Source organism: Sphaerochaeta sp. PS, from assembly GCF_032144095.1.
In the GTDB taxonomy this organism is placed as follows: domain Bacteria; phylum Spirochaetota; class Spirochaetia; order Sphaerochaetales; family Sphaerochaetaceae; genus Sphaerochaeta.
Map to the genome: position 1 here is coordinate 1 of NZ_JAVSNJ010000016.1, position 24,637 is coordinate 24,637.

Genomic DNA, 24,637 nt, shown 5'->3' on the forward strand with positions numbered 1-24,637 from the left:
AAAGATACAGCTATCACTTGCAGAAAAAGTCCAAGATGATACACTGGATGGAAAGGGCAGTTCGTTCGCTATATAAGGAGGAGCAAATGCCAGACGAGAAACAGATGAAACATGTCATCGATGTGGCCGTCGGTCGCAAGGATGCCGATCTCTGCATAACAGGATCTCAGATACTTGATGTCTATAATAAGGAGTGGTTCCAGGCTGACCTGCTCATAGCAGGAGGCCTCATCTGTGCGTTTGCCAAGAGTGGGCAGGGCAAGGCCAAGGAGATTGTTGATGGCAAGGGAAAATACCTGTTGCCAGGCTTTATCGATGGCCATGTACACATTGAATCCTCACACAGTACGCCTGAGGAATTCTCCAACCTGGTTGTTCCCTGCGGAACCACTACCGTAGTGGCCGACCCCCACGAGCTGTGCAATGTAACCGGCCTTGCAGGGTTGGACTATATGCTCATGGCATCAGAACATACCCCCCTCCAGGCATTCTTTATGGTCCCCTCCTGTGTACCCAGCACAGAGTTCGAGCATAGCGGTGCCATCATCCACGCCCCTGAGATTGCCACCCGCATAGGGCACGAACGGGTACTGGGACTTGGGGAGATGATGGACTACCCTGGGGTTATAGCAGCAGATGCTCTTGTTCTGGATAAGATATGGGAAGCAAGGAAGGTCGGCAAGGTCATTGATGGCCATGGACCTGCCATCTACGGGCGGGAGCTGGATGCCTATGCCTCCACCGGCATAAAGACCGACCATGAGTGTGAAACCCCTGAAGACCTCCATAGCCGGGTCCGGCGGGGGATGTATGTCATGCTTCGTGAAGGGTCTGCCTGCAAGAATGTACTGGGCCTTCTTGGCGGGGTGACAACGGCCAACAGCAGGCGTTGCATGTTCTGCACCGACGACCGTCAGCCCAAAAGCATCCTGGAGGACGGGCATATCAACAACAACGTCCGTCTTGCAGTAGGGGCAGGCCTGGACCCCATCGATGCGATCTGCATGGCGACCATCAACAGCAGCGAATGCTACCATCTCACCGACCGCGGGGCCATCGCCCCAGGCATGCGTGCGGATTTTGTCCTCTGTAACGACCTCTCTGAGTTCTCGATGCACAGCGTATACATTGCAGGATCCTTGGTAGCCGAGGATGGGCGCATCCTCAAGGCCGTGCCATTGCTCCACGATGAACGGGTAGCAGGGAAGATGCAGGTAAAGGATTTTTCCCTTTCGAGGCTAGCCCTTCCTTTGAAAAGTGAGCATGTGCGCATCATCGATGCCATCCTTGGAGGTGTTGTTACCGGCAAGGGTGAGGCACATGTAAAGGTAGTTGACGGCCATTGGGTCCATGACCCCTCCCAGGATATCGTCAAGCTTGCTGTCATCGAACGCCATAAGGGGACGGGGAACATTGGCCTTGCCCTCATCAGGGGTTTGGGCATACGGGGGGGTGCGATAGCCAGCTCGGTTGGCCATGATTCGCACAACATCATCGTCGCCGGTGATAACGATACGGATATGGAGGTAGCTGTCAACCACCTCATTGCCCTAGGGGGAGGGATGGTTATCGTACAGAAATCCCAGGTCCTCTCCTGCCTGGCCCTTCCCATCGGAGGCTTGATGAGTGACAAGAGCGGCAGCTTTGTGGCCAAGGCCCTGGACGAATTGCATGAGGTTTCCCAACAAAGGCTCTCGGCCAATCGGGAGATGGACCTTTTCACCACCCTCAGCTTCATGGCACTGCCGGTGATCCCGGCATACAAGCTCACCGATATAGGGCTTTTCGATGTAACGACCTTTTCGTTTGTTCCTCTGGAATTGTAGCCTAGTAGATGAGGGTTCTCCCGCCAACACTGCAAACGGTCATATCCGTCTCATAGAGGGTGGTCAGCATCTCGCTGGTAACCACCCTCTCTTTTGTGCCGAAACAGAGCAGGCTCCCTTTCTTGAGCATGGCGACATGGGTTGCAAGCTCATAGGCAAATGGGGCGTCGTGGGTGGTGAAGATGATGGTCTTGCCCTGGGCATGCAGTGCCTGGAGGATATCGATGACCTTTCTCCGGTTGGCAGGGTCGAGTGATGAGGTGGGCTCATCGAGCAGCAGGACTTTGCTTTGCTGGGCGATTGCCCTTGCTATCAGGACAAGCTGGCTCTCCCCGCCGGAGAGGGTGGTTACCGAACGGTGGGCATAGGAGGCCAGTCCTACCGTTTCCAACGCTTCATAGGCTAGGTGGACATCCTCATCGGAAGGGGAGCCCATCTCTGCCAGATAGGGAGCCCGGCCAAAGAGGGTATACTCCAGAAGCGTGAAGGAGAAGTTGTAGTGCTCGCTCTGGGGAACCAGGGCGATGAACCTACCCAGCTCCTTTCTGCCGTACTCTTTGAGAGGCTTATCGAACAGCAGGATATTGGCAGAGGGCTTCCACCCCAAGAGCAGGTCCATCAAGGTACTTTTCCCTGCCCCGTTTGAACCTAGCAAGGCTACTGTGGATTGTTCCTGGATATCCAAGGTGATGTTGCAGAGGGCCTTGGTTCCCGTTGGATAGGTGTAGCTGAGGTTGTCGACCTTCAAGGCTGTCATGCTTTGCCCTCCTGGTGCTTCAGTGAGAGGATGACGATAAAGATGACCGCCCCAATGAAGCTGGTGAGCAGGCCTATGGGAATTTCGGTAGGGAGCAGTGTCCTGCCCACCGTATCGCAAAGGAGCAGGAAAAGGGAACCCATCACCATCGAGCCTGGGAGGGCCACCTTGCTGTCAGAACCGAAGAGCTTGCGGGCAAGGTGGGGCATGATCAGGCCGACCCAGCCGATGAGTCCAGTAAGCGAGATGGTCAGGGTCGTACCTACTGTTGCCACGACCAGCAGCACTGTCCTGTCGAGCCTGGGATTGAGCCCTACTGAGTAGGCACTCTTCTCCTGTAGGGAGAGCAGGTTCATCCTCCACCTGTAGCTGAACAGGATGGCCAGGCAGACCAGCACGATGGGCATGACGGTGAGTATCTGTTTCCAGTTGCTGTTCCACAGCCCACCCATCATCCAGAACGTGATGTCCTGCAGATCCTTGGTAGGCTCGGCAACCAGCTTTACCACGCCGAGGGCTGAAGAGAAGATTGCCGAAACGGCGATGCCAGAGAGCACCAGCCTAAGCAGCCAACCCCCAAAGCGAAACTTCTTTGCCAGGAAATAGGAGGCTCCCAAAGCCAGAAGCCCAAAGAATGTTGCACTGACCTGGACCAGGGCAGAGTTGTAGTTTCCCACCACAATGACCAGGGCGGCACCGAATGCAGAACCCTGGCTTACTCCCAGAAATCCCGGTTCCACCAGTGGGTTGGAGAACAGCATCTGGAAGGTAAAGCCTGCCGCACTGAGTATGGCTCCTGCAATGAGGGCCAGCAGTATTCTTGGCAGGCGTATGTTGAGCATGATGTTTTTCATCATGACATTCTGGGAGAGGTCCTTGGGGAAGCTGAAGCCTCCCTTGGGGTAACGCCCTGCAAACAAAAAAAGCAGGGAGAGCATAAGCAACAAGAGCAGCAAGGACAACAGGATGGCCCTGTTGCGCTTCTGCTCGTTGTGATAGCTCCTTTCGGCGTTCATTATCTGTTGTTCAATGCAAGGGAGGCATTGAACTTGCTGACGATCGTGTCAAGTTTGGTAGTGTCGGTGATGCTATACATCTGGGTATAGAAAGTGCGCACCATCTCGTCCATGTCCACATCAGCGAAGAGCTGGGGATAGAGGTCCTTGGCCATCCATTCGGCCCCTAGGATCCAGCTGGAGACCGGTTGCATATAGCTGAGCATGTCAGCCGGGGTAGACTTCACCTGGTTATTCTTCACCGCATCAAGGCTCTTCCAGATGGGGGAGCTGTAGATTGCCTCTACAAAGGGGTCCGACAGGCTCTTGTAGCTTACCACATAGATGACCTCAGGGTCCCAGGCAGCTATCTGTTCAAAAGAGACGGTGGACCATCCGTTGGCGGCAAGGTTTGCCCCTTTCCAGACAGCTATGGCACCGACCTGCTCAACCATCCAGGTCTGCATCCATGCTTCAGGGGCTATCTTGAAGGAGTTTGCGTTGTTTTCGCTTACCCCTTGCAGGAAGAGGACCCGTTTTTTCTGGGATTCTGGGATTGCTGCAACCTTCTTTGTTATGGCTGACAGGCGTCTCTCGTAGATGTCCAGGATCTGGGTAGCACGGAAAGTGTTCTTCAGAAGCTTTCCTAGCTCTGCCAGCTCCACCTTCCATTCATCATAGGTTTCCAGGTTCATGGTGAAGTTGGGGACTCCCAGCTGATCAAGCTTTTTTCCGACCGATTCATAGTTTGCGGTCTTTATGAGTACCAGATCCGGATTGGTTGCAGCAATCTCCTCAACACTGGCCTGCTGGTCCAGACGGGGCTGCTCATCCAGGGAAGGGCGGAGAGAGGAAAAAAAGTCCCCTAGGCCCTGGTCGGTCTTGGAAAGGGTCACATCCATCTGCTGTACTTCTGGAAAGAGGAAGAGGGCATTTGCCGGCATGACCGCTGCCTTGCCTGCCACCATGACACTCTTTGGCTTCTCCTTCAGGGTCAGGGTCCTGCCATTTGCATCGGTTGCGCGGTAGTATTCACTGCTGATCATCTGTTTTTCGACATTGCCTTGGGCAAAGACCCCGAGGGAAAGGACCAGGACCAGAATACAGAGGGTTATTCTCTTCATAGTAAAAAAACTCCTTGTGCTGTTGCGAACGGTTGCAGTTTACCATTGTGTATACGAAAAAGCAATCGCAATTTACCAATTGGTTCACTTGGTTTCTCCTTGATACCTTCCCATATTCAGTTTACTGTATAGGTACCATAACAACGAGGTTACACAGATGGATGGCATACGCATTCAAGAAGATATCAAAAGACTAAAAACAAGTGCGACGGTGCTTTCCGTCAGCAGTGAGCTTGTGAGAAATGCCCTGCTTGCGGCCATTTCCGATGGCCTGAGCCGTGACTGGCCGGCCATCAGGGCGGCAAACGAGAAAGACCTCCACCTTGCAAAGGATAGCGGCCTGGCAGAGGCCCTCACCAAACGGCTGATCTTTGATGAAGAGAAGCTGAGGGGTGTCCAGGTGGGCCTAAAGCAGGTTGCGGAGCTTGAGGATCCCATCGGCAAGGTGTTGGAGCGAAGGCTCCTGGACAAGAACCTGCTGCTTGAACGGGTCAGCTTCCCCATCGGGGTGATTGGCATGATCTTTGAATCCCGCCCCGATGCCCTTGTCCAGATAGTCTCGCTCTGCCTTAAGAGTGGCAATGGCATCATCCTCAAGGGAGGCAAGGAGGCGTTCAACACCAACACCGCCTTGGTGGCATCCATCAAGAAGAGTGCCCAATGCTCACCTCTAGGTGATCAGTGGCTTACCCTTTTGGAAAGCCACAGTGATGTCTCCTCCATGCTGAAGATGGAAAAGGAGATTGACCTGCTCATCCCCAGGGGGTCGAATGCCTTTGTCAAATATGTGATGGAGAACACCACCATAGCGGTCCTTGGGCATGCCGATGGGATCTGCCACATCTATGTTGATGAGAAGGCCGACCTGGCGAAGGCCCTGGCCTGTGCAGTCGACTCCAAGACCCAATATCCTGCTGCCTGCAACTCCATTGAAACGTTGTTGGTCCATAGGAAGGTTGCCTCAACCTTCATTCCCCTAGTGGCAAAGGCCCTCAAGGAGAAAGGGGTCACCATCCATGGGGATGGGACGACATCCTCGCTCATCGACTGTACGGGATACCAGGAGGGGGACTATGCGATCGAATACCTCGCCCTGGAGCTGAACATCAAGGTCGTCAAGGATATGGATGAGGCCCTTGGCCACATCGCCTTGTATGGGTCGCACCACACCGATGCCATCATCAGTGAGGATAGGGGGGCCATCACCCGCTTCATGCAGGAGGTTGACTCTGCCGATGTGTTTGCCAACTGCTCGACCCGGTTTGCCGATGGCTTCCGTTTTGGTCTCGGGGCAGAGGTGGGCATCAGCACGGCAAAAATCCACGCCCGCGGTCCGGTAGGGTTGAATGGCCTGATGAGCAGCAAGTGGTTGCTCAACGGAAATGGACAGGTGGTCTCCTCCTATAGCGGGGTAGAAGGCAAGCCTTTCTTGCATATGGGCCTATCGTGTGAAGGCTCAAGTCTTCTTGCAGGAGAGGGGATATGAAACGAGATTTTTCCTCGATCCAGAGGATTGTAGTGAAAGTGGGGACGAACCTTCTTTCCACAAAGGATGGCATCGACGAAAGCTGCATAGACAGGATTGTCGACCAGCTTGTCCTTCTGCAGCAAGCCGGTTACCAGGTCCTGCTCGTAACAAGTGGTGCCATCGGGATGGGTGCAAAGGAGCTGAAGCTCAAGGGCCCTGTCAAGCAGGTAGCCATGCGCCAGGCCTGTGCATCCATAGGGCAACCCCTTCTGATGAGCAGCTATCGAAGGTCCTTCAAGAAGCATGGTGTGGTTTGCTCGCAGATTTTGCTTACCCGCAAGGAGATGAACAACCGCCACACCTACGTGAACCTCAGAAACAGCATCTTTACCCTGTTGGAGCTTGGAGTCGTCCCGATCTTCAATGAGAACGATACGGTAAGCACAGCCGAGATTGGCTCAGCCTTCGGTGACAACGACAGGATGAGTGCAATGGTGGCAAGCAAGGTTGATGCCGAATTGCTGGTCATCCTCACAGATATTGAGGGCCTCTATACTGCTGACCCCAAGAAAGATCCCAAGGCGGAGCTGCTCAGCGATATCGAGATCCTCGACAACGAGATACTCGGGTTTGCCGGCGGGGCAGGGAGCCTGTTCTCTACAGGCGGGATGAAGACCAAGCTGCTCGCTGCAAAGATAGCGGCGGTAGCAGGGTGCGGTTCGATCATCGCAAGTGGCTATGAGGAGAACATCCTCGTTCGCCTGATGGAAGGGGAGGTCCTGGGATCCTATTTCCACCCCCAAAAACGAATGAACCAACGTTCCCGCTGGATTCTCAACAACTCCCACCTGGGTTCCATCGTCGTCGATGAGGGGGCCAAACAGGCTCTCCTTTCCAGCAAGAGCCTTCTTCCCAAGGGTGTCCTCAAGGTAGAAGGGGCTTTTGAGGCAGGGGATGTAGTGGAGGTCTGCACTGTCGACGGCAAACCCTTTGCCAAGGCTGTGCCCTACTACAACAGTACTGACATCTCGATCCTGGCTGGGCACAAGAGTAGTGACATTCCCACCCTGCTGGGTAGCGGACATAAGGACGTCATATTCCGTCCGGAGGATTTGGTGCTGCTAGACGATGGCGAATAACTACAGGATCTACAGAAGAAGGGTTGACCTGGGTTCCCGTATATCCCAGCTGCACAGTACCGAGCAGCTGGCCATCGGTATCCTTGACACCGGAACCCCCGAGCAATTGATCGAGAACCTGAACTGGTTTGTTGAAAACATGAACTATGCCCTGCATGTGGTTACCCAGGAGGACCAGCTCGACATCCCTGCTATGCAGGAAGCCTACAAGGAGGTCACTTTCCTGGTCTTCACTTCAATGACCTTTACTGGAGAGAAGATCAATGCGATCGCCAATGAGTGTCAGACGAGCTACTTTCTCATTGTCCGCAGCGACCTGCTCCTTGTCCGCTTTGATGGTTCTGCCCTCTTCTCGCTCATGGCGGAGAGGGAACCTCCCGCAGCCTTGGCGGCTATCCTGGCCAACTCAAACAAGGAGATCGTCCCTTCCTTGCGTTCTCCCTTTCTCAACGGGAAACTCCTGGAGCCCAAATCGCATCTTCCTTCCCTGGATGCACCACATCCGCAGCCGACTCTCTATCCTGTAATGGCTCTGGGGATGTACGACCGGGCACTGTTCCAGAGGTTGCGCGGCTTTGACGAACGGATCCATAGCGAATATTTCCAGGCCCTTGACTGGGGTATCCGGTGCCACCTGCTCGGCTACACCGTCAAGGCGACGCCCCACCTCCTGATGCAGTTTGCCGACAGGCAGTCCATCATCGAAGACCGAAGTGAAAGTGATGGCTTTAAGAGGTGCTACACCAAAGCCCTCTCCATAGAGCAGATCAACGGCAAGAACCTGATACGAAAATACAAGGGGTATGTCGACAAGGACGCCCTTTCCGATGAAGTGAAGAAACGGCTTCTCTGGTTGCAGAAGATGGACTTTCCTCAACTGGTCAAGCAGTGGAAGCTCCCCGACGAGGAGCAGTCGTGAGAAAGGGTTTTGTAGCACTGGTCTCTATCCTTCTGGCTTCCTCTCTTGTCCCCCTGTTCTCGGCAGGGGATCCCTTCTCCTTTCCTGTCTCGACGGTCATCCTTGATGCTGGGCATGGTGGCCATGACCCTGGTGCGAGTGCTTCCTACAGCTTCTCCGGTGGCACCATCAACGAAAGCGACCTTACCCTTGATATTGCCAAACGGGTACTTGCCCTGTTGGCTGTAGAAAAGCCAGCATTGCAGGTGGTCATGACCAGAACCGATGACACCTATGTCTCCCTTGCCCAACGGTCGCAGGTTGCGTACTCTGCACCTCTGCCCCCAAAGTCCAGTGCCTTGTTTGTTTCCATCCACATCAACAGTGCAACAACCTCCGATGCCGTAGGCTTTGAGATCCTGACCAAACGACAGGCCAAACAGGTTTCCCTGCTTGATGAACAGACCCCGCTGGCAAATATTGCCCTGTTCGCTTCCCTGCCTTCCCTGGAACTCAACCGGTTTCTGAACCAGAGGAACCTCTATGTCGCAGGGACCTTTGCAGAGGTGTTCTCCGAAAAGTTGATAACCTCCCGAAGCCGGGGCATCAAGGAGAGGGACCTGTATGTGCTCAATGCAAGCAGGGTACCCTCTGTCCTTGTCGAGGTGGGGTTCCTGTCGAACGAAGATGAAGCACAAAAGATCCTCTCCCCAACGTGGAGACAACTTGTTGCCCATGCAATAACAGAGGCTGTGATCCGTTGTATCTAGGAGTTGCCTATGGAAAACCATGACCGAAAGAAACAGTTCAGGATGCTCTACTCACCCAAAACTGAACCGACGCTCATCACTGTCCCCTCTTGCCCATATTTTGTGGTGGACGGGGAGGGTTCCCCATCAGACGATGCGTACGGGGATGCTGTAGAGCTCCTCTATGCCCTGAGCTATACCCTGAAGATGGAGTTCAAGCATGAAAGTTGGTACCAGGGTTTTGTTGTCTCGCCTCTGGAGGGTGTCTGGTCCGCCCTTGAAGTCGAGAACCGGGACTGCTGGCGTTGGTCAAGCATGATAGCCCAGCCTCCCTTTGTTACGGAGGCTCTCTTTCATAAGGTCGCCGAACTGTGCAGTTTCAAGAAACAACTCTCGGTAAAGGATGCCCGCTTTGTCAGCATGGAAGATGGCCTGTGCGTTACGATGATGCACATCGGTCCCTATGCCCTGGAGAACCGTTCCTTTGAGAAGATGGATCAGTTCTGCCTTTCAAACAGGCTCAGGCGTGTGGGGGAGAGCCATCGTGAGATATACCTCTCCAACCCCCACAAAACGGTAGAGGAGCAGCTGAAGACAGTGCTGCGCTACCGTGTGGAGAGAGTCTAGCCAAAGATCTCTTCCTTGGCCTTTCTTCTCTGGGCAACAAGGAGGTCCATCTTCAGCTTCTTCAGCTTGGAAGAGAGACTGACCTTGTAGATGTGCGGGTTGATGAGGCGAAGGTAGCTTTTGTGGAATGCCTTGATGTTGTTGATGGAAAACTGCTGGACTTCCTGTAGGGTCGGTCTCGCTCCCAGCCGTCTGCCACCTTCCATCTTCTTCGTCAGCAGTGGAAGGCATTTTACATAGTCCTCCTTCTGCATCTCAAAGAAATCGGCCTCGGCAAAGGGGTGGTAGAAGGTGTACTTCTTGTCAGGGACAATTTTCTCTGTCTCCAGGGTGGTAAGGTCGGCCAAGGCACCCCCTTCCTTGTCGAAGAATCTCCAGACCTGCTTTATTCCAGGGTTGGTAGTCTTCTCGAAACTGTTGGAGATCTTCATGGTTGGCTTCATGGTTCCATCATCCTCTTCCTTCGCTGCCAGCTTGTAGACACCGTTGAGAGAGGATTGCGTGCCCCCAGTTATCAGGTGGGTGCCGATACCCCAGCTGTCGATGGGGACTTCATCGTGGACGAGCGTCTGTACTATCTCCTCTGTCAGGTCATTGGAAACGCATATGATGGCATCGGTAAGCCCTGCATCATCGAGTTTCTTGCGGACCACACGTGGCAGGTAGGAGAGGTCTCCGCTATCGATCCGTACTCCGATCGACTTGTTGATCTTCTTCTGTTCCAGGCCAACGATGATGGCATTCTCGATTCCAGAGCCTAGCGTATCATAGGTGTCGATAAGCAGGATGGCATTGTCAGGGTAGAATTTGGCAAAGGCCCTGAAGGATTCCAGTTCGGAGTTGAAGCTCATGACCCATGAGTGGGCCATGGTCCCGGCTACAGGGATGCCGAATTTCTTTCCGGCAAGGGTATTGCTGGTGACCTGGGCACCTCCAATGAACGCTGCCCTGGATGCCGATAGCGCCCCATCCCCACCTTGGGCCCGCCTGAGGCCGAACTCCATGAGCATCCCCCGCTTGGAAGCAAGGGATATCCTCGACGCCTTGGTGGCGATCAGGCTCTGGAAGTTCAGGGTGTTCAGCAACAGGCTCTCTATGAGCTGGGCTTCAATGAGGTTTGTATGCACTCTGACCAACGGCTCCCCGGGAAAGACCACTGTCCCTTCAGAGACCGCATAAATGTCGCCAGAAAAGGAGTAGTTGCCCAGATACGCCAGAAATTCCGGGGTAAAGGTGTTCAACGATTCCAGGTATTCGATGTCCTCTTCGCTGAATGCCAGATTTTCCAGCTTGTCGATGAGGTCATTCAGGCCGGCAAATACCACATACCCCCCTTCAAAGGGGTTGGTGCGGTAGAACATCTCGAATACCACCTGGGGGTTGTGCTTTTGGGAAAAGTACCCCTGCATCATGGTCAGTTCATAGAAATCTGTCGTGAGGGCGCTTACCTGCATTATTCACTCCTTGTCATCGAGCTTTGATAAGGTTGAATCCTGTATAGGGAACCAACGTTTCGGGAATGGTTACCGAACCATCCTCATTCTGATAGTTCTCCAACAGGGCTACCATGGCTCGGGAAAGTGCAATGGCTGTTCCGTTGAGCATGTGGACAAACTGTATGGACCCTGCATCATCACGATAGCGGATTCCCAACGAGCGTGCCTGATAGTCGGTACAGTTGCTCGTCGATGTTACCTCGCCGTACTCTCCACCCTCGCCACGGCCGGGCATCCAGGCCTCGATATCGAATTTGCGGTAGGCAGGGGCACCCAGGTCTCCTGTGCAGGTGTCGACGACGCGATAGGCGAGGCCGAGACCGCTGAAGATCTCCTCTTCGATCTCGAGCAGGAGGTCGTGGTAACGCTCACTGTCTTCCGGAAGGCAGAGGATGAACATCTCCAGCTTGGAGAACTGGTGCACCCGGTAGAGGCCCTTCGAATACTGGCCTGCCCCTCCAGCCTCGCGGCGGAAGCAGTGGGAGAGCCCGCTCATCTTGATGGGAAGGTCCTTCCTGTCAAGGATCTGGTTTGCATAGTATCCACCAAGGGTAATCTCAGCGGTCCCTACCAGGCAGGTATCGGTTCCTTCGAGGTTGTAGATGTTGCTCTCTTCTCCACGGGGATTGAAGCCGATTCCCTTGAGGATCTCCTCCTTGGCAACATCCGGGGTGATGAACGGGGTGAACCCTTTTCTTATGACAATGTCCAAGGCGTATCGTTCCATGGCCATCTGCAAGATGACAGCCTGGTTCTTCAGGTAGTAGAACTTGGGTCCGGAGACCCTGGTAGCCGTATCGAAATCGATGAGGTCGAGGCTCTCACCCAGCTGGACATGGTCCTTGGGCTGGAAGGAGAAGGTGGGGGGATTTCCGACAAACTTCAGTGCGGTGCTGTCCTTGTCCTCCTTGCCGATGGGAGCCTTTGGATGTGCATAGTTGGGGATGGTCCTTGCCTTTTCCTGGAATTCGTTCTCGACGAGCTCAAGTTCTGCCTCTAGCTTGGCAATGGTCTCCTTGATCAGCTTTCCTTCCGCAATGTAGGCGTCCCGGCTCTCCTTGTCGAGCTTGCCCTTCATCTTCTGGGCATTCTCGTTCCGTTTTGCGCGGTAAGACTCGCTTTCCTGGAGCAGTGCAGAACGTCTCTCCTGCAAGGTGATGATCGCATCGATGTCGACATGCATGAAGCGGCTGCTGATGTTCTTGGCAATTTCGTCCCGTCTTTCTTTCAGTTCTTTCAGGTCTATCATGATTCTTCCTCATTGGTATGATATGAAATGGGCAATGGGTCTTACAGTCCCTGGTGTTTCGATTCTTCTTCAAGGTCCCTAAATCTTTCTGCTGCTGCATGTACCGCTTCCATGACGGTTGCATCAAAGGCCCCTTCGGCGAGGGCTTTCATCCCTTCGATGGTGGTCCCTCCAGCAGAGCATACCATGGTGGCCAGCTTCACTGGATTCTCGTCGGTACCTTTCTGCAGGGAGGCTGCACTAAGGCAGGTATCCCGTGCAATGGCAAGGGCGAGAGGGTACGGAAGCCCTTCCGAAACGCCTCCCATGGCAAGGGCGTGGAAAAACTGGAAAACATAGGCGATGGCCGAGCCGCTGATGCCGGTGAAGGCAGCTATCTGCTCCTCAGGAAGGGGAAAGGCCGTCCCGAAACCCCTTGCGATGATTAGGGCCGTCTCCAGAAGGTGCTTGGAGGATTTTTCATGGGCAGCCACTGCCGTAACCGATTGCTTAACCTGGGCGGCGAGGTTGGGCATGAACCTGACGATCTCGTTTGTGCCAAGCTGTTTCGCTAGGGTCTCCAGGCTGACGCCTGCTGCTATGCTGATCCATTGCTTTTCGGAAGCCCCCCTTTGGCGGAGGGTTGCATAGAGGGAGGGCAGGACCTGGGGCTTTACGGAGAGCAAGAGCAGCTCTTCCGAGAGGAGCAGCTCATCCAGCGAGGATGCAACGGAGCATCCCAGTTTTTTTCCCAGCGCATCCAGCTTGGATTTGTCAGTGTCAAAGAGGGTGACACTCCACGTCTGCTGTTCGCAGAGGGCCTGGGCTATCGCCCCACCCATGTTTCCTGCCCCGATGATTCCGATCTTCTTCATTTCGCTTCTCCCCAGGATAGTCTATGCAGAGTCCCTGCCTGTAGCAAGGACGGGAACTGTTGCTGTCTCATGTACTCATATGCCGCGATGGCGGCTGTATTGGATAGGTTGAGGCTTCTCGCCTCCTCCCGCATCGGGATGCGAACACAGCTCGCCTCATGATCGACGAGGATGCTTTCACTGATTCCTGCGCTCTCCTTGCCAAAGATGAGGTAGGCCTCTTGGGGGTATTGCACTTCACAATAGAGTTGATGGGCTTTGGTGGTAAAGAAAAAGAGGTTGTCATCCTTATGGCTTTCCAGGAAGGTTTCGACACTTTCATATTCAAGGATGGTAAGCAGATGCCAGTAGTCCAGGCCTGCACGCTTGAGGTGTTTTTCGTCCATGGAGTAGCCCAAGGGGTGCACCAAATGCAAGGTTGCACCGATTGCTGCACAGGTACGGGCTATATTGCCGGTATTCTGTGGTATCTCGGGTTCAAACAGGACGATATGAAGTGCCATATGCTCTATTCCTCTTCGTTCAAATCTACCACTTAAGACGAATCGGTACAAGGCATGCCAACTTGTGGAAGGAAAAATTGCACAAGCTTGTATCGTGGGTGATTTTGCTCTAGACTTGTTGCCATATCGTAGGAGGGGCCATGCTCGAGTTGTTGAAGGCATTGTTGTTGGGTCTTGTGCAAGGAATAACAGAGTGGCTTCCCATCAGTTCTACAGGGCATCTGCTCTTGCTTGATGAACTTATCTCGCTTTCCATGAGCCCAGAAGGGAAAGAGCTGTTCATGGTCATCATCCAGCTGGCTTCCATCCTGGCTGTCATCATCCTCTATTTCTCCCTGCTCAATCCCTTTTCCCCCAAAAAGGATGCAACGGAAAAACGCAACACCTGGATCCTCTGGTCGAAGGTGCTTATCGCAACCATTCCAGCAGGCGTGGCAGGAATTCTGCTTGACGAGGTGATGAATACCTACCTCTACAGATGGCAGGTCATCGTAGTGGCCCTTGCCTTGTACGGTGTGGTCTATGTGGTTCTGGAGAAGAAGGGTCGAGGTACCAGGGAAGCTAGGGTCAAGACCCTGGAGGAGATCACCTACAGGGATGCCGCCGCCATGGGGGCATTCCAGATGCTGGCCCTGGTTCCCGGCACCAGCCGCTCGGGCTCGACCATCCTGGGGGGGATCCTCTTTGGGGTAGCCCGGCCGATAGCGGCCCAGTTCTCCTTTTTCATGGCAATCCCTGTCATGGCAGGGGCATCGCTGCTGAAATTGCTGAAACTTGGCCTATCCTATACAGCTGGGGAGTACGCAGCAATTTCTGTAGCGTTTGTCTCCTCCTTCCTCGTATCCCTATTCTGCATCAAGGCGTTGGTCTCCTATGTCCGGAAACATGACTTCTCGGTCTTCGGGTACTACAGGATAGGCCTGGCCTTGGTTGTGACGATCTATTTCCTCTCTACAGGACGGTAACATGGCCCTTTTGATCATCATCTACATCTCCTTCATCAGTCTGGGACTGCCCGATGCAGTCCTGGGAAGCGCGTGGCCTGTCATGCATGTGGCTTTGGCCCTACCCCTTTGGAGTGCTGGTCTCGTAGCTGCTGTGGTCAGCATGGGAACGGTCGTTTCGGCGCTCTTCAGCACGAAGGTCATAACCAGGTTTGGCACCGGCAAGGTGACGATGGTCAGTGTCCTCTTGACAGCCCTTGCCCTTCTGGGCTTTTCCCTCTCGACCAACCTGGCGATGCTGATGCTCTTTGCCCTGCCTTTGGGCTTGGGGGCAGGATCGGTGGACACCGCTCTCAACAACTATGTTGCCCTGCACTTCAAGGCAAGGCATATGAGTTGGCTCCATAGCTTCTGGGGTGTAGGTGCCAGCTTGGGGCCTGCCATCGTATCCCTTGCCCTCACCCTAGGCTATAGCTACCGAGGGGGCTACCTCGCCATCGGGACAGTGCAGATGCTCCTGGTAGTGGTTCTCTTCTCCTCACGCTCCCTCTGGAAGGACCGTGAGGTACAGGAGCGCGGAGAGGTAAACCAAAGCAACCTGGTTGCCATGAAGATCAAAGGGGTGCCTTTTGCCCTGCTGACCTTCTATCTCTACTGTTCGTTGGAGATCGCAACAGGGCTTTGGGCTCCCACCTATCTGGTGCAGGTCAAGGGCCTGGACCCGACCAAAGCCGCCTTATGGGGAGGCCTCTACTATCTGGGCATCACGATAGGGAGGATTGCAAGTGGGTTCATTACCTTCCGGGTTTCCAACAACAAGATGACACTCGGAGGCTTGGTGGTCTGTTTGGCAAGTTTGCTGCTCTTTCTCTCTTCCCGAGCCAGCGTCTCAGGTATCGCCCTGTTTATGTTGGGGTTGGGAAGCGGTCCCATCTTTCCCAGCATGATCCACGAGACACCACGCCGTTTTGGCGTTGAGTCAAGCCAGGCCATCATAGGGCTGCAGATGGCAACGGCCTATATTGGAAACATGGTCATGCCCCCTGTCGTCGGGGCCCTCGCATCGACGGTCGGGCTGGTATGGCTTCCTGTTCTCCAGGCCTTCCTCATTGTTGCGATGATGGCCAGCGTATTGCGTCTGGTCTTGTTGGGAGAGGGAAAAGGAAGGTAAAGGGTTCCCTAGTGTTCTGTGCCCTTGTCCAGATTCGTCGCCTTGAATACCTGCTGGCCTTTCTTCTGCATCTTCAGGATTGCCTTTTCCAGCTCCCTTCTTTTTTGGTAGGGGTCCTCGAACAACTCCTCCTGCAGTGGCTTCTCCCCATCATAGAGCTGGTAGAGCCCGATGCCGATAAGCCGTACCGGCAAGCCCTCATGCCACTTCTGGTAGAGCAGTTCCTTGCCATAGGTGTAGATCTGTTCGGCACTGTAGATGTTGGCCTTGGGGGTCACCTGAAGGGTGTAGGTGGAGAAATCGGGAAAGCGAAGCTTGATGCCGATGGTCCTTCCTATCTGTTTTTCGTCCAGGGCGCGAAACATGACCTCATGACTCATCTGTAGAAGGTTCTGCTCCAGCACCTCTTTGGTAGTGACATCCTCAATGAAGGTTGTCTCGGTTGAGATGGAGTGGCTCTTTGCCTGGGAGCTGAAGATTCCTGGGTCAACGCCCCTGCAGGCAGAGTAGAGGAAGCTTCCCATCGAGTTGCCGAACAGGGATTGCAGGGAGGGTAGGGTGAATTCGCGCAGCTCTGCTGTGGTATGTATGTGTTTTTGGGCCAACAAGGCTTGGGTGACCTTTCCTACACCCCACAGCTTTTTCAACCCGACAGCATCTATGAATGCAATCTCCCTGCCCGGGGATACCCTGCAAAGGCCGTCTGGCTTGTTGTAGTCGCTGGCCATCTTCGCTATGAAGTGGGATGGGCCTATCCCCACTGAGATGGTCAGGCCTGTCTCCTCGTTGACCTTCCGTTTCAAAAGCAGTGCCGCCTCCCTGGGAAGCCCATAGAGGCGACGGGTACCGCTCATGTCCAGGAAAGCCTCATCGATGGAGAGTTGCTGGACATCGGGTGAGAAGGTGCGCAGGATCTCCATCACGGCCTTGCTTACCTGGCTGTAGCGGTGCATGTTGGGTTTGATGACAAGCACTTGGGGGCAGAGCTCTAGGGCACGCGCCATGGGCATGGCAGAGTGCAGGCCGAACTTCCGGGCCTCATAGGAGGCTGTGGAGACGACACTTCTTGGGCCCAGGCCGCCTATGACCAAGGGTTTTCCCACAAGGGAAGGGTTGTCATGCTGCTCTATGGCAGCATAGAAGGCATCCATGTCGACGTGAAATATGACCCGTTCCATCTCAGGCTCCTGGTGGGCGATAGGTACGGGTACTCTCTTCCCGTTTTTTTTGCAGTGCCTGGGCTATGAGAAGCTCAAGGACCCTTTCCATCGTATATCCCCCATGGCGCATGATGAGGGGGAAGTGGCTGGTACCCGTCATCCCAGGCGAGGTGTTGATCTCGTTGAGGTATATCCTACCCTCTGAGACAAAGAAATCAACCCGTGCATATCCTTCACCCCTGATGGCCCTGAATGCACGTTTCGCATAGGAGCGAATCTGCTCGTCCATCTCTGGAGGGAGGGAGGAAGGCAGTTGGAGATATGCACTGTCTATTTGCCCATACTTGTGGTCGTAGCTGAGAAAGTGCTCCCTCTCTTTGCCTGGGTCGACTACCAGGGCCGGGCCTGCGGCTACCAAACCCTCTGCCCCTGCATCCAGGACCGCACATTCAAGCTCCGATACCCCTTCGATGAGTTTCTGTACCAACACGGCCTCACTGTGGCACTTGGCCTGGAGCACTGCCTCCTGGAAGAGCAGCCCGTCAGGGGCGGGAAGGGCGGAGACGCCCAATGAGGAGCCGCTGTTCTCAGGCTTTACAAAGAGAGAAGGGCCGAGCCTCTCCTGCAAGGCCCTAAGGGCAAGGCTCCAACGATCTGTGCCTTGTACTGTTTCAGGGGAGATCCAGCTAGGGGTCACACTTTTTCCCCCTTCCAGCCAGGCCAGGTCGCCCTGCAAAAGCAGAACTGATGGGACGGTGGGGATGCCTTCCAACGAAAAGAGCCTGGACGCAACATCCTTGTGCATGCCAATGGCGCTGCTGAGGGTGTTGCATCCACACAGCGGAAGATTCGCAAGCATGCACAGTCCCTGCAGGTTGCCGTCTTCCCCGCCATAGCCATGGGTAACGGCAAAGGCTACATCGAGCAAAAGAGGCTCTCCTGCACAGAACAATCCCCTGCCTGGGACAATATCCAAGGCAAAGGTGGTGTCAATCGTATCTGCAATGTGGTCCTGTTTCTGGAGGAACCATTGGCCCTCCAGGGTGATGGCTAGCAAGAGGATTGTGTGGCCGAGGTTGCGTAGAGGTGGCAGTACTCCTTTGGCACTGTTGATGGAGACCTCATGTTCCCCCGACCTCCCTCCATAGATAAGTCCTACACGCATCCGGTCTCCCTCTCTTGCTTTTGTACCATGGAAAGAACCACTGCCTCTTCATTCCAGCTCCTCTTGCCTGTTCTCCCTTCAATGGATGATTCATGCCCCTTGCCAAGGAACAGCAGGGTGTCGCCAGGCTTTGCAAGGGTGAAAGCCCTCTCGATTGCAGCCTCACGATCCTCGATCTCCTCGACGATGCAGGATGGGTTGTCCATCTCGGAACGAAGGTCCCTGAAGATGGTCTTGCTCTCTTCCCCCCTCGGGTCCTCCTCGGTGAGTATGAGCCGATCGGAGTAGTGGCTTGCTATCTTTCCCATTGGGGCGCGCTTGCTGGTGTCTCGTTCCCCGGCACAGCCGAAAACCGCTATGATGTTCCCTTTGCCGGTACCCTCCCTCATGTGGGAAAAGATCTGGGCATAGGCGTCTGCGGTATGGGCAAAGTCAATGACGATCCGGATCCCTAGCCGGTTCTTGATGGTGACCATCCTCCCTGCAACTGGGGTGAGTTCTTCCAGCAGTGGCAACAGGTAGTGTGGTTTTTTCCCAAGAAGCCTTGATGCTGCCAGCAAGGCAAGCATAGCATTGCTCGCCAGGCAGGAGAGTTGTAGGGGTGTTTCGAAGGTCAGGCCGCAGCTATGGATAACGCTGAACCCCTCTTCTGTTGTGCTTAGCGAGTAGGGAAGTTCCTCCTCCACCAGGTAGGAGGAGCAAGAGGGGGGCAGGGCTCTGATGAATGCTGTTCGGTAGGGGTTCTGTTGTGTGGTAAGGAAGGTCCCACCTTTTCTGAGCGCCCGAACAAGGTTGCATTTTGCATCCACATAGGCTTGGATCGTCTTGTGGAATTCAAGGTGTTCGCTGCTTACCGTTGGTACCAGGGCCATGGAGAACTCAATGGTTGCGAGCCGGTCATACTCCCTGCTCAGGGCGTGGCTGGTGCACTCGAGCACCACATGGGTGAGGGAGTTCTCCACACAACGGCGCAAGAAACGGTGCATCTGGTCGGCCTCGGGTGTGCTCTGCCTATAGGGCGAGGCCTGTTTTCCTGACCCGTCATCCATGCTGACGGTCCCCAGGATACCCACCTTGCACCCCTGGGAACGGAGCATCTGGTAGAGGTAGTCGCTTGTCGTGCTCTTCCCATCGGTTCCCGTCACCCCGATGACAACCAGGCTTTTGGCTGGCCAATCATGAAAGGCTGCACACATTCGGGAAAAGAGAGGACGGGGAGCCTCGGTGGTGTAATAGAATACGGACTCCTGCTTTGCCTGTACGGGGTGACGGCTCACGATGCAGATGGCACCGTTTTGTATCGCCTCCTCTATATAGAGGTCGCCATCTGTGTGGAGGCCCGAAAAGGCGAAGAAAACGCTCTTTTCGGTGCATTGCTTGGAGTTGTAGCAGATGGATGAGACGGTGAGGGAGGGGCAGAGCGTGGGATCCTCAATGCCAACAGAGTTCAACAGGCCCAACAGCGTATTCATGCTCCCATCGTAGCAGGGATGCTTTGGCTCTGCAACTGGTAGTGGAGTTGCCCTGCATTTTTTGGTATGGTGTTTGTGTCAGCTCCTCAGCTATGGTATAACTTGGTCATGGGATAGGATATCTTTTCCTGTTTCTGGACTTTTGTGAGGGCAAAGTATACCCTCAAGGCATGCGCATGAAACGATTATCCGGTATTTTCTTGTTGGTCACTCTTTTTGTATCGCCGCTTTTCTCCTTCCCGCTGCTTCAGACCGAGATCGGGGCGCTGGGGATGGGTAGTGTAGGGGCCGCCCTCTCTGTCTCTTCAGCCTTGTATGCAAACCCAGCCCTCTTGTTCATCAAGGAGGAGGATGGGAGCTTTTTTACCCTTTCCGGCAGTTACAGCGACCAGGTCAAGCCCTCCAACTTCAGCAGCGCTCTTGCGAACCCTCTCCTGGAGAACCCATTCTCCAACCTGAGTGTCTCCTTTAGGGGAAGCAATGTCGCCCTTACCATCCAGAACCAGGTTTCGCTCAATGATCGATCTGAAGGCAGCGGGTCTACCTCCTATAGGGGCCTTACCCACACGCTCTTCCAGCTGGACTGGGCTACTGGCCGTGCTCCTTTTTCGTTTGGACTGAACGTCAGGGCCCTGGCAGTATCAGAGAGGAACCCTGTGGAGATTCGCTCTTCCCATGTCGTTGCTGACTACTTTGTCATGACCTCCCTCAGCAAGTATGAAACGGTGGAGAGCAAAGCGTCCATCACTGTAGGGATAGGCCTTTTGCTCGACTATGATTGGTTCAAGATGGGCATCACCAGTGACTCTTTTGCCTTTGCCAATGGCAGTGACCCCCTGGCCATCAGTGCTGACAGGATCTACAATACCTTGGATTGGGGCTTCTCCTTCAGTACCCCCACCTATGACAGGAACAACTTCCTCCATCTTCTGAAACTGCAGGCAGCGATGGATCTGGTGAATATCGGTTCTGTCGACGATAGGGAGATCCGGTTGGGTTTTGACCTGAAGCTGCAGCTGCTGCCCACCTGGTCGGTTAGCATAAAGAGTGGCTATCGCGAAACGAAGGAACAGCCAGGTGACTATCTCAAGTTCAACTTCTCCAACGGGATACACACCTTGGGCCTTGCGTTCCGCTTTGACGCCTTTACTGTAGACCTCGCCTCCTCGATTCCCACCCAGTGGTATCTCGGTACCGCTGATGATGATAGCTCCGTAGAGGTGATGGTGGCACTTAGCTTCACCCTTTGAGGTGGACAAGGAAAAACGGGATAAGACAATACTTGACACTCCAAAGAGTGCACTATATAGTCAAACGGTAGATTGTTGTAACCGTAAGGAGTAGAGTATATGTCCAAAGCACATAGAGGTAGTGGAATCAGAGCAGAAGCCAACCAAGGACGAGGCGATTGCCCAGTCTGCAAGCGCACTGCAGTAAAGATTCTTTACGAAGCCACTGTAGATGGTGGGAAAGTAAAGATTTGCAAAGCTTGTAATGCCCGGCTCAAGGCTGAAGCAGCCAAATAATTGCTCGTTGTTTGCAGGTGAGACTGTCTTTGTAGGCAGTCTTTTTTTTCATCATCAGACAGAGGTATTGTTGTGGAATTTTCAGGAAAGAGGGTATTCTTGGTAGGTATCAAGGGGACTGGGATGGCATCCCTTGCCGCCCTGCTCAAAACCTTTGGAGCCTCGGTCTCCGGATGTGATGTCCCTGAACACTTTCTGACAGATGCATTGCTCTGCCACCATGGCATTCCTGTCGAGGAGGGGTTTTCTCCCTCCCTGCTTGATGATGGCCTGGCCCTGGTAGTCCACAGCACAGCCTATCCCCTCTCCCTTCCGATTCTCATACAGGCTTCGGCCTTGGGTCTGGAGATCTACTCCTACCCCCAGTTTCTTGCCTTCCTTTCCAGTGAAAGTGACAGCTATGCCGTGGCCGGGACGCATGGCAAGACATCGACTGTAGCCACCACATCCTTCCTGCTTTCGACCGGGACCCTCACCACCTTTCCCTTTTACAGCATCTTTGGCTCCCAACTGCAACATGCATCCACGGTACCCTGCCAGGGTACCAAGATAGCCTTGTTCGAGGCGTGTGAATACCAGGACCACTTCCTCTCCTACCACCTGAGGGGTGCCCTGGTAACCAACATCGAGCTTGACCACCCAGATTTCTTCCCTTCAGAGGCCGCTGTACAGCAGAGTTTCGAGAAGTTCGTGGACAATCTGGCCAAGGGTGGATTCCTTATCTGTTGCAGTGACGACCCAGGATCCCGGAGACTGGCAGCCTATTGCAGGCATCACCGAAAGGACCTTACCTTGCTGACCTACGGCTTTCAGGACAGTGGGCCTTTTCGCATCATGCAGAACAGCTATGGCGGCGGGTACACCCTCTCCTGTCTCGAGGGGGGAAGCTTCACGACGACGGTGAATGAACGGGCCCTCGTTGGCAACCAGGTGGGCTCCGTCATCCTCGCCCTCTCCATGATCCTGGACAGGGAGAACCCCAAGCTCTACCTGGAAAGCGGGACATTGATAACTGCAGAGGTCATTCCGACCCTGGCCAAGATGCTCAGTGCAAAGCTTGCCCAGTTTCCCGGCACTGTGGGTCGGTGTGAGCTGATGGCACAAGAGCAAGATGTACTCTATTTTGATGACTATGCCCATCACCCTACCGAGATAGTGACTACCCTTGGGGAGTTGCAGAGTCGCTACCCGTCAAGGCGCATCCTTGTTATCTTTGCCCCCCATACGGCAAGCAGGACCCTCACCTTGCTCAACGACTTTGTCCTTGCCCTGGGCAAGGCTGACCGGGTGATCGTGCAGGCATGCTTTGCCTCTGCGCGCCACGATGGCTCACAAGAGGATGACTCTGGCAAAAAGCTCGCTGAAGCCCTGGGGACAAGGATCATGAGGACGACCCGATGCAGTTGCCACGCCGTTGCCTATGCAAAGGACGATGAAGAGGCCGTCGCCCTTGGAGCATCCTGGTTGCAACCCCATGATTTGTGTATTACGATGGGTGCTGGCAACAACCGCCCCCTTTCGGCCTTGATTGCCCAGAAAAGAAGGAGCCTTTGATGAAAAGCATGACCGGTTACGGTTCGTTTGAAGAGATGAACGAACAGTTCCAACTCTCCGTTGAGCTTAAGTCCTACAACAGCAGATACCTTGATATCAACCACAATATTCCGTTTTTTCTCTCCTCCTTCGAGATGGAGATCGATGAAGCGATAAAGCAGTTTGCAACCCGTGGGCATGTGGAAGTGAACGTGAGGGTAAAGTCCTTTGTCTCCGATATGGAGATCGTGGTGGACAAGCTGGCTGTGCAACGGTATAGCGAGGCCTTCTCCCAGATCGCGGCCATCAGCGGGAAGGCCCTCAAACCTGAGCTTTCCGATTTCCTGGGTAGCGAAGGGGTGCTTACCAGCTTCCGCCAGGGCGATAGCGAAATCTACCGGGCCTCTCTTTTTTCAACACTAGCCAAGGCATTGCAGCAGTTTGAACAGAGCAAGCTACGTGAAGGGGCGCATACAAAGGCCGACCTGGCCCAGATGGGCAAGCTCATTGCAAACGGACATGCCGTCATTGCCTCCCATGCAGATGAACTGGAAGCTCTGGTGAAGAGCAACCTGAGGGCAAGGTTTGATGAGATGCTCTCAGACCAGAACTATGACGAGAACAGGATCCTCTCCGAGGTTGCCGTCATGCTCATCAAGTATTCGGTCAACGAGGAGCTCAAGAGGCTTGAGGTGCACATCAAGGAATTTTTCAATCTTCTCCATGCAGACGAGCCTGTGGGCAAACGGTTGGATTTCCTCTGTCAGGAGATGAACCGGGAGATCAACACCATAGGCAGCAAGAGCCAGATGGTCGAGATGAATCTGGAGGTTGTCCGCATGAAGGATAGCCTGGAAAACATTCGCGAACAAATTCGCAACATTGAGTAGGGGTTTTTTGTGCGCATAGCTATCAGTGGAAAAAGCGGGTGTGGAAACACCACTGTCAGTCGGTTGGTTTCCGAGGCCCTAGGCTTTCCGATGATCAACTTTACCTTCAGGAACCTGGCCGAAGAGCAGGGCATAGAGTTTTGGACCTTCTGCAACATGGCTGAGAAGTCCGATGAGCACGACCTTGAGGTTGATCGCCGACAGGTGGAGATGGCCCTGAGCGTGGATGATTGTGTTCTGGGCAGCCGCCTGGCCATCTGGATGCTCAAGGAGGCTGACCTGAAGGTGTACCTTACCGCAACGACTGAAGAGCGTGCCAGAAGGGTGCTCAAGCGTGAAGGGGGCCTCTTTGAGGAGCGCCTTATGCAGACATCCCAAAGGGACAGGAAAGACAGCGCCCGCTACAGTCGCCTGTATGGGATCGACAACAGTGACACCTCCATAGCCGACCTGGTCATCGACACCTCAGATCTCCAGCCACAGCAGGTAGCCGCCCGCATCCTGGCCGAAGTCAAGAAGATTCAGAAATAAGGATACGTTTCCCATGAAAAGAGCCATCCTTTCTGCCATTTTGCTCTCTCTTCTAGTGTTCTCCCTCTCTGCAGCCCCCTATCTCGGCATCAGCCAGGGATTGGGGTCCACCTCGGTGGAGGTGGGCTACCTTACCCGTTCCATCGACCAGAACCTCTCCCTATCGCTGCCCACCCTGGACGCCCTGGATAGAGGTGATGATTTTTACCGCTACCCGGTCCTTTCTCTGAACATCCTGTACAAGCTTAGGCTTGGCTCTACCATAGCCTTTGCTGTAGGGCCTTCCCTGCGCATGGGTTGGGAGTATGAAAAGGCGTTGATTCTCCAAGGTGGCTTTGTCGCCCAGATCTCCCTTGAGGCCCCAGAGGTGATGGACATCCTGTTTGTGGAGGGTGGGTATTTGCCGAAGGCATGGCAGTGGCTGGGAGGGACACCCTCTTCAGGGGTGCTCGAAAAAGGAATTTCCCAGTTTCTCCGGTTTGGCTACCGGCACGCTTTTTGAGTGCTGTACATTCTTGGGGTAATTTACTATAGTTAAAGAGTTGCATTATTTGTGCACA

23 protein-coding genes are annotated in these 24,637 nt (G+C 54.3%); 13 read left to right on the forward strand and 10 right to left on the reverse strand.

Annotated features, from left to right (window positions below; translation table 11 throughout):
• Window positions 1–86: 86 nt before the first annotated feature.
• On the forward strand, window positions 87–1,826 hold the full coding sequence (ade, locus tag ROJ03_RS11250) for an adenine deaminase (RefSeq protein ID WP_313727155.1): 1,740 nt from the start codon (window positions 87–89) through the stop codon (window positions 1,824–1,826).
• Between the two features lies 1 nt (window position 1,827).
• Here ade and ROJ03_RS11255 read toward each other — a convergent pair whose 3' ends face one another.
• Genes ROJ03_RS11255 through ROJ03_RS11265 form a run of 3 tightly spaced genes read right to left on the reverse strand, consistent with a single transcriptional unit; the run spans window position 1,828 to window position 4,702 of the window.
• Entirely contained in the window at window positions 1,828–2,583 is a 756-nt protein-coding gene (locus ROJ03_RS11255; RefSeq protein ID WP_313727156.1) for an ABC transporter ATP-binding protein, read from the reverse strand.
• Entirely contained in the window at window positions 2,580–3,599 is a 1,020-nt protein-coding gene (locus tag ROJ03_RS11260; RefSeq protein WP_313727157.1) for an iron ABC transporter permease, read from the reverse strand. The genes ROJ03_RS11255 and ROJ03_RS11260 overlap by 4 nt, the downstream gene beginning before the upstream one ends.
• On the reverse strand, window positions 3,599–4,702 hold the full coding sequence (locus ROJ03_RS11265; protein ID WP_313727158.1) for an ABC transporter substrate-binding protein: 1,104 nt from the start codon (window positions 4,700–4,702) through the stop codon (window positions 3,599–3,601). The genes ROJ03_RS11260 and ROJ03_RS11265 overlap by 1 nt, the downstream gene beginning before the upstream one ends.
• Before the next feature lie 157 nt (window positions 4,703–4,859).
• On the opposite strand from ROJ03_RS11265, the gene ROJ03_RS11270 reads away from it, so the two are divergent.
• Genes ROJ03_RS11270 through ROJ03_RS11290 form a run of 5 tightly spaced genes read left to right on the forward strand, consistent with a single transcriptional unit; the run spans window position 4,860 to window position 9,583 of the window.
• Window positions 4,860–6,188, forward strand: coding sequence for a glutamate-5-semialdehyde dehydrogenase (locus ROJ03_RS11270; RefSeq protein ID WP_313727159.1), 1,329 nt, complete (start codon window positions 4,860–4,862; stop codon window positions 6,186–6,188).
• Window positions 6,185–7,309 (forward strand): glutamate 5-kinase, encoded by a 1,125-nt coding sequence (gene proB / locus ROJ03_RS11275; protein WP_313727160.1) that lies wholly within the window; start codon window positions 6,185–6,187, stop codon window positions 7,307–7,309. The genes ROJ03_RS11270 and proB overlap by 4 nt, the downstream gene beginning before the upstream one ends.
• A complete protein-coding gene (locus ROJ03_RS11280) occupies window positions 7,299–8,228 on the forward strand; it encodes a hypothetical protein (RefSeq protein WP_313727161.1) in 930 nt (309 codons plus the stop codon). Before proB ends, ROJ03_RS11280 begins: the two co-directional genes overlap by 11 nt.
• Window positions 8,225–8,977, forward strand: coding sequence for an N-acetylmuramoyl-L-alanine amidase (locus ROJ03_RS11285; RefSeq protein WP_313727162.1), 753 nt, complete (start codon window positions 8,225–8,227; stop codon window positions 8,975–8,977). Before ROJ03_RS11280 ends, ROJ03_RS11285 begins: the two co-directional genes overlap by 4 nt.
• 9 nt (window positions 8,978–8,986) lie before the next feature.
• Complete coding sequence (locus ROJ03_RS11290) at window positions 8,987–9,583, forward strand: GyrI-like domain-containing protein (RefSeq protein WP_313727163.1); 597 nt, start codon at window positions 8,987–8,989, stop codon at window positions 9,581–9,583.
• On the opposite strand, the gene ROJ03_RS11295 is transcribed toward ROJ03_RS11290, so the two are convergent.
• Genes ROJ03_RS11295 through ROJ03_RS11310 form a run of 4 tightly spaced genes read right to left on the reverse strand, consistent with a single transcriptional unit; the run spans window position 9,580 to window position 13,685 of the window.
• Window positions 9,580–11,037 carry a nicotinate phosphoribosyltransferase gene (locus tag ROJ03_RS11295; protein ID WP_313727164.1) on the reverse strand — a complete coding sequence of 486 codons (1,458 nt, stop codon included), beginning with the start codon at window positions 11,035–11,037 and terminating at the stop codon, window positions 9,580–9,582. The two genes, ROJ03_RS11290 and ROJ03_RS11295, sit on opposite strands and share 4 nt — an antisense overlap.
• A gap of 13 nt (window positions 11,038–11,050) precedes the next feature.
• The gene (gene serS / locus ROJ03_RS11300) at window positions 11,051–12,328 is read right to left on the reverse strand and encodes a serine--tRNA ligase (protein WP_313727165.1); all 1,278 of its coding nucleotides are present in this window, start codon (window positions 12,326–12,328) and stop codon (window positions 11,051–11,053) included.
• Window positions 12,329–12,369: 41 nt separating this feature from the next.
• On the reverse strand, window positions 12,370–13,182 hold the full coding sequence (proC, locus tag ROJ03_RS11305; protein WP_313727166.1) for a pyrroline-5-carboxylate reductase: 813 nt from the start codon (window positions 13,180–13,182) through the stop codon (window positions 12,370–12,372).
• Window positions 13,179–13,685 (reverse strand): tRNA (cytidine(34)-2'-O)-methyltransferase, encoded by a 507-nt coding sequence (locus tag ROJ03_RS11310; protein ID WP_313727167.1) that lies wholly within the window; start codon window positions 13,683–13,685, stop codon window positions 13,179–13,181. Before ROJ03_RS11310 ends, proC begins: the two co-directional genes overlap by 4 nt.
• A gap of 140 nt (window positions 13,686–13,825) precedes the next feature.
• On the opposite strand from ROJ03_RS11310, the gene ROJ03_RS11315 reads away from it, so the two are divergent.
• A complete protein-coding gene (locus tag ROJ03_RS11315) occupies window positions 13,826–14,650 on the forward strand; it encodes an undecaprenyl-diphosphate phosphatase (RefSeq protein ID WP_313727168.1) in 825 nt (274 codons plus the stop codon).
• A gap of 1 nt (window position 14,651) precedes the next feature.
• Window positions 14,652–15,800 carry an MFS transporter gene (locus tag ROJ03_RS11320; protein ID WP_313727169.1) on the forward strand — a complete coding sequence of 383 codons (1,149 nt, stop codon included), beginning with the start codon at window positions 14,652–14,654 and terminating at the stop codon, window positions 15,798–15,800.
• Between the two features lie 8 nt (window positions 15,801–15,808).
• Here ROJ03_RS11320 and dinB read toward each other — a convergent pair whose 3' ends face one another.
• The 3 genes from dinB to ROJ03_RS11335 are packed head-to-tail and all read right to left on the reverse strand — an operon-like array spanning window position 15,809 to window position 19,597.
• Window positions 15,809–16,978 carry a DNA polymerase IV gene (dinB, locus tag ROJ03_RS11325; protein ID WP_313727170.1) on the reverse strand — a complete coding sequence of 390 codons (1,170 nt, stop codon included), beginning with the start codon at window positions 16,976–16,978 and terminating at the stop codon, window positions 15,809–15,811.
• Between the two features lies 1 nt (window position 16,979).
• Window positions 16,980–18,125, reverse strand: coding sequence for a D-alanine--D-alanine ligase (locus ROJ03_RS11330; RefSeq protein ID WP_313727171.1), 1,146 nt, complete (start codon window positions 18,123–18,125; stop codon window positions 16,980–16,982).
• On the reverse strand, window positions 18,116–19,597 hold the full coding sequence (locus ROJ03_RS11335; RefSeq protein ID WP_313727172.1) for a UDP-N-acetylmuramyl-tripeptide synthetase: 1,482 nt from the start codon (window positions 19,595–19,597) through the stop codon (window positions 18,116–18,118). Before ROJ03_RS11335 ends, ROJ03_RS11330 begins: the two co-directional genes overlap by 10 nt.
• Window positions 19,598–19,773: 176 nt before the next feature.
• Here ROJ03_RS11335 and ROJ03_RS11340 point away from each other — a divergent pair, with 176 nt between their 5' ends.
• The 5 genes from ROJ03_RS11340 (at window position 19,774) to ROJ03_RS11360 (ending at window position 24,579) form a co-directional block, all read left to right on the forward strand.
• The gene (locus ROJ03_RS11340) at window positions 19,774–20,847 is read left to right on the forward strand and encodes a hypothetical protein (protein ID WP_313727173.1); all 1,074 of its coding nucleotides are present in this window, start codon (window positions 19,774–19,776) and stop codon (window positions 20,845–20,847) included.
• Window positions 20,848–21,222: 375 nt separating this feature from the next.
• On the forward strand, window positions 21,223–22,677 hold the full coding sequence (murC, locus tag ROJ03_RS11345) for a glutamate ligase domain-containing protein (RefSeq protein WP_313727174.1): 1,455 nt from the start codon (window positions 21,223–21,225) through the stop codon (window positions 22,675–22,677).
• Window positions 22,677–23,546 (forward strand): YicC/YloC family endoribonuclease, encoded by an 870-nt coding sequence (locus tag ROJ03_RS11350; RefSeq protein WP_313727175.1) that lies wholly within the window; start codon window positions 22,677–22,679, stop codon window positions 23,544–23,546. The genes murC and ROJ03_RS11350 overlap by 1 nt, the downstream gene beginning before the upstream one ends.
• A 9-nt stretch (window positions 23,547–23,555) precedes the next feature.
• A complete protein-coding gene (gene cmk, locus ROJ03_RS11355; RefSeq protein ID WP_313727176.1) occupies window positions 23,556–24,077 on the forward strand; it encodes a (d)CMP kinase in 522 nt (173 codons plus the stop codon).
• Between the two features lie 13 nt (window positions 24,078–24,090).
• Window positions 24,091–24,579 (forward strand): hypothetical protein, encoded by a 489-nt coding sequence (locus ROJ03_RS11360; protein WP_313727177.1) that lies wholly within the window; start codon window positions 24,091–24,093, stop codon window positions 24,577–24,579.
• Window positions 24,580–24,637: the final 58 nt, after the last annotated feature.

What these genes read in the sequence shown, in the direction of transcription:
- ade (WP_313727155.1), top strand. Translation starts at nt 87, where the DNA reads ATGCCAGACGAGAAACAGATGAAACATGTCATCGATGTGGCCGTCGGT.
- ROJ03_RS11335 (WP_313727172.1), bottom strand. Translation starts at nt 19,597, where the DNA reads ATGAATACGCTGTTGGGCCTGTTGAACTCTGTTGGCATTGAGGATCCC.
- ROJ03_RS11290 (WP_313727163.1), top strand. Translation starts at nt 8,987, where the DNA reads ATGGAAAACCATGACCGAAAGAAACAGTTCAGGATGCTCTACTCACCC.
- dinB (WP_313727170.1), bottom strand. Translation starts at nt 16,978, where the DNA reads ATGGAACGGGTCATATTTCACGTCGACATGGATGCCTTCTATGCTGCC.
- ROJ03_RS11330 (WP_313727171.1), bottom strand. Translation starts at nt 18,125, where the DNA reads ATGCGTGTAGGACTTATCTATGGAGGGAGGTCGGGGGAACATGAGGTC.
- ROJ03_RS11255 (WP_313727156.1), bottom strand. Translation starts at nt 2,583, where the DNA reads ATGACAGCCTTGAAGGTCGACAACCTCAGCTACACCTATCCAACGGGA.
- ROJ03_RS11320 (WP_313727169.1), top strand. Translation starts at nt 14,652, where the DNA reads ATGGCCCTTTTGATCATCATCTACATCTCCTTCATCAGTCTGGGACTG.
- ROJ03_RS11350 (WP_313727175.1), top strand. Translation starts at nt 22,677, where the DNA reads ATGAAAAGCATGACCGGTTACGGTTCGTTTGAAGAGATGAACGAACAG.
- ROJ03_RS11340 (WP_313727173.1), top strand. Translation starts at nt 19,774, where the DNA reads ATGAAACGATTATCCGGTATTTTCTTGTTGGTCACTCTTTTTGTATCG.
- proC (WP_313727166.1), bottom strand. Translation starts at nt 13,182, where the DNA reads ATGAAGAAGATCGGAATCATCGGGGCAGGAAACATGGGTGGGGCGATA.
- ROJ03_RS11295 (WP_313727164.1), bottom strand. Translation starts at nt 11,037, where the DNA reads ATGCAGGTAAGCGCCCTCACGACAGATTTCTATGAACTGACCATGATG.
- ROJ03_RS11280 (WP_313727161.1), top strand. Translation starts at nt 7,299, where the DNA reads ATGGCGAATAACTACAGGATCTACAGAAGAAGGGTTGACCTGGGTTCC.
- ROJ03_RS11260 (WP_313727157.1), bottom strand. Translation starts at nt 3,599, where the DNA reads ATGAACGCCGAAAGGAGCTATCACAACGAGCAGAAGCGCAACAGGGCC.
- ROJ03_RS11315 (WP_313727168.1), top strand. Translation starts at nt 13,826, where the DNA reads ATGCTCGAGTTGTTGAAGGCATTGTTGTTGGGTCTTGTGCAAGGAATA.
- serS (WP_313727165.1), bottom strand. Translation starts at nt 12,328, where the DNA reads ATGATAGACCTGAAAGAACTGAAAGAAAGACGGGACGAAATTGCCAAG.
- ROJ03_RS11310 (WP_313727167.1), bottom strand. Translation starts at nt 13,685, where the DNA reads ATGGCACTTCATATCGTCCTGTTTGAACCCGAGATACCACAGAATACC.
- proB (WP_313727160.1), top strand. Translation starts at nt 6,185, where the DNA reads ATGAAACGAGATTTTTCCTCGATCCAGAGGATTGTAGTGAAAGTGGGG.
- ROJ03_RS11360 (WP_313727177.1), top strand. Translation starts at nt 24,091, where the DNA reads ATGAAAAGAGCCATCCTTTCTGCCATTTTGCTCTCTCTTCTAGTGTTC.
- ROJ03_RS11270 (WP_313727159.1), top strand. Translation starts at nt 4,860, where the DNA reads ATGGATGGCATACGCATTCAAGAAGATATCAAAAGACTAAAAACAAGT.
- ROJ03_RS11265 (WP_313727158.1), bottom strand. Translation starts at nt 4,702, where the DNA reads ATGAAGAGAATAACCCTCTGTATTCTGGTCCTGGTCCTTTCCCTCGGG.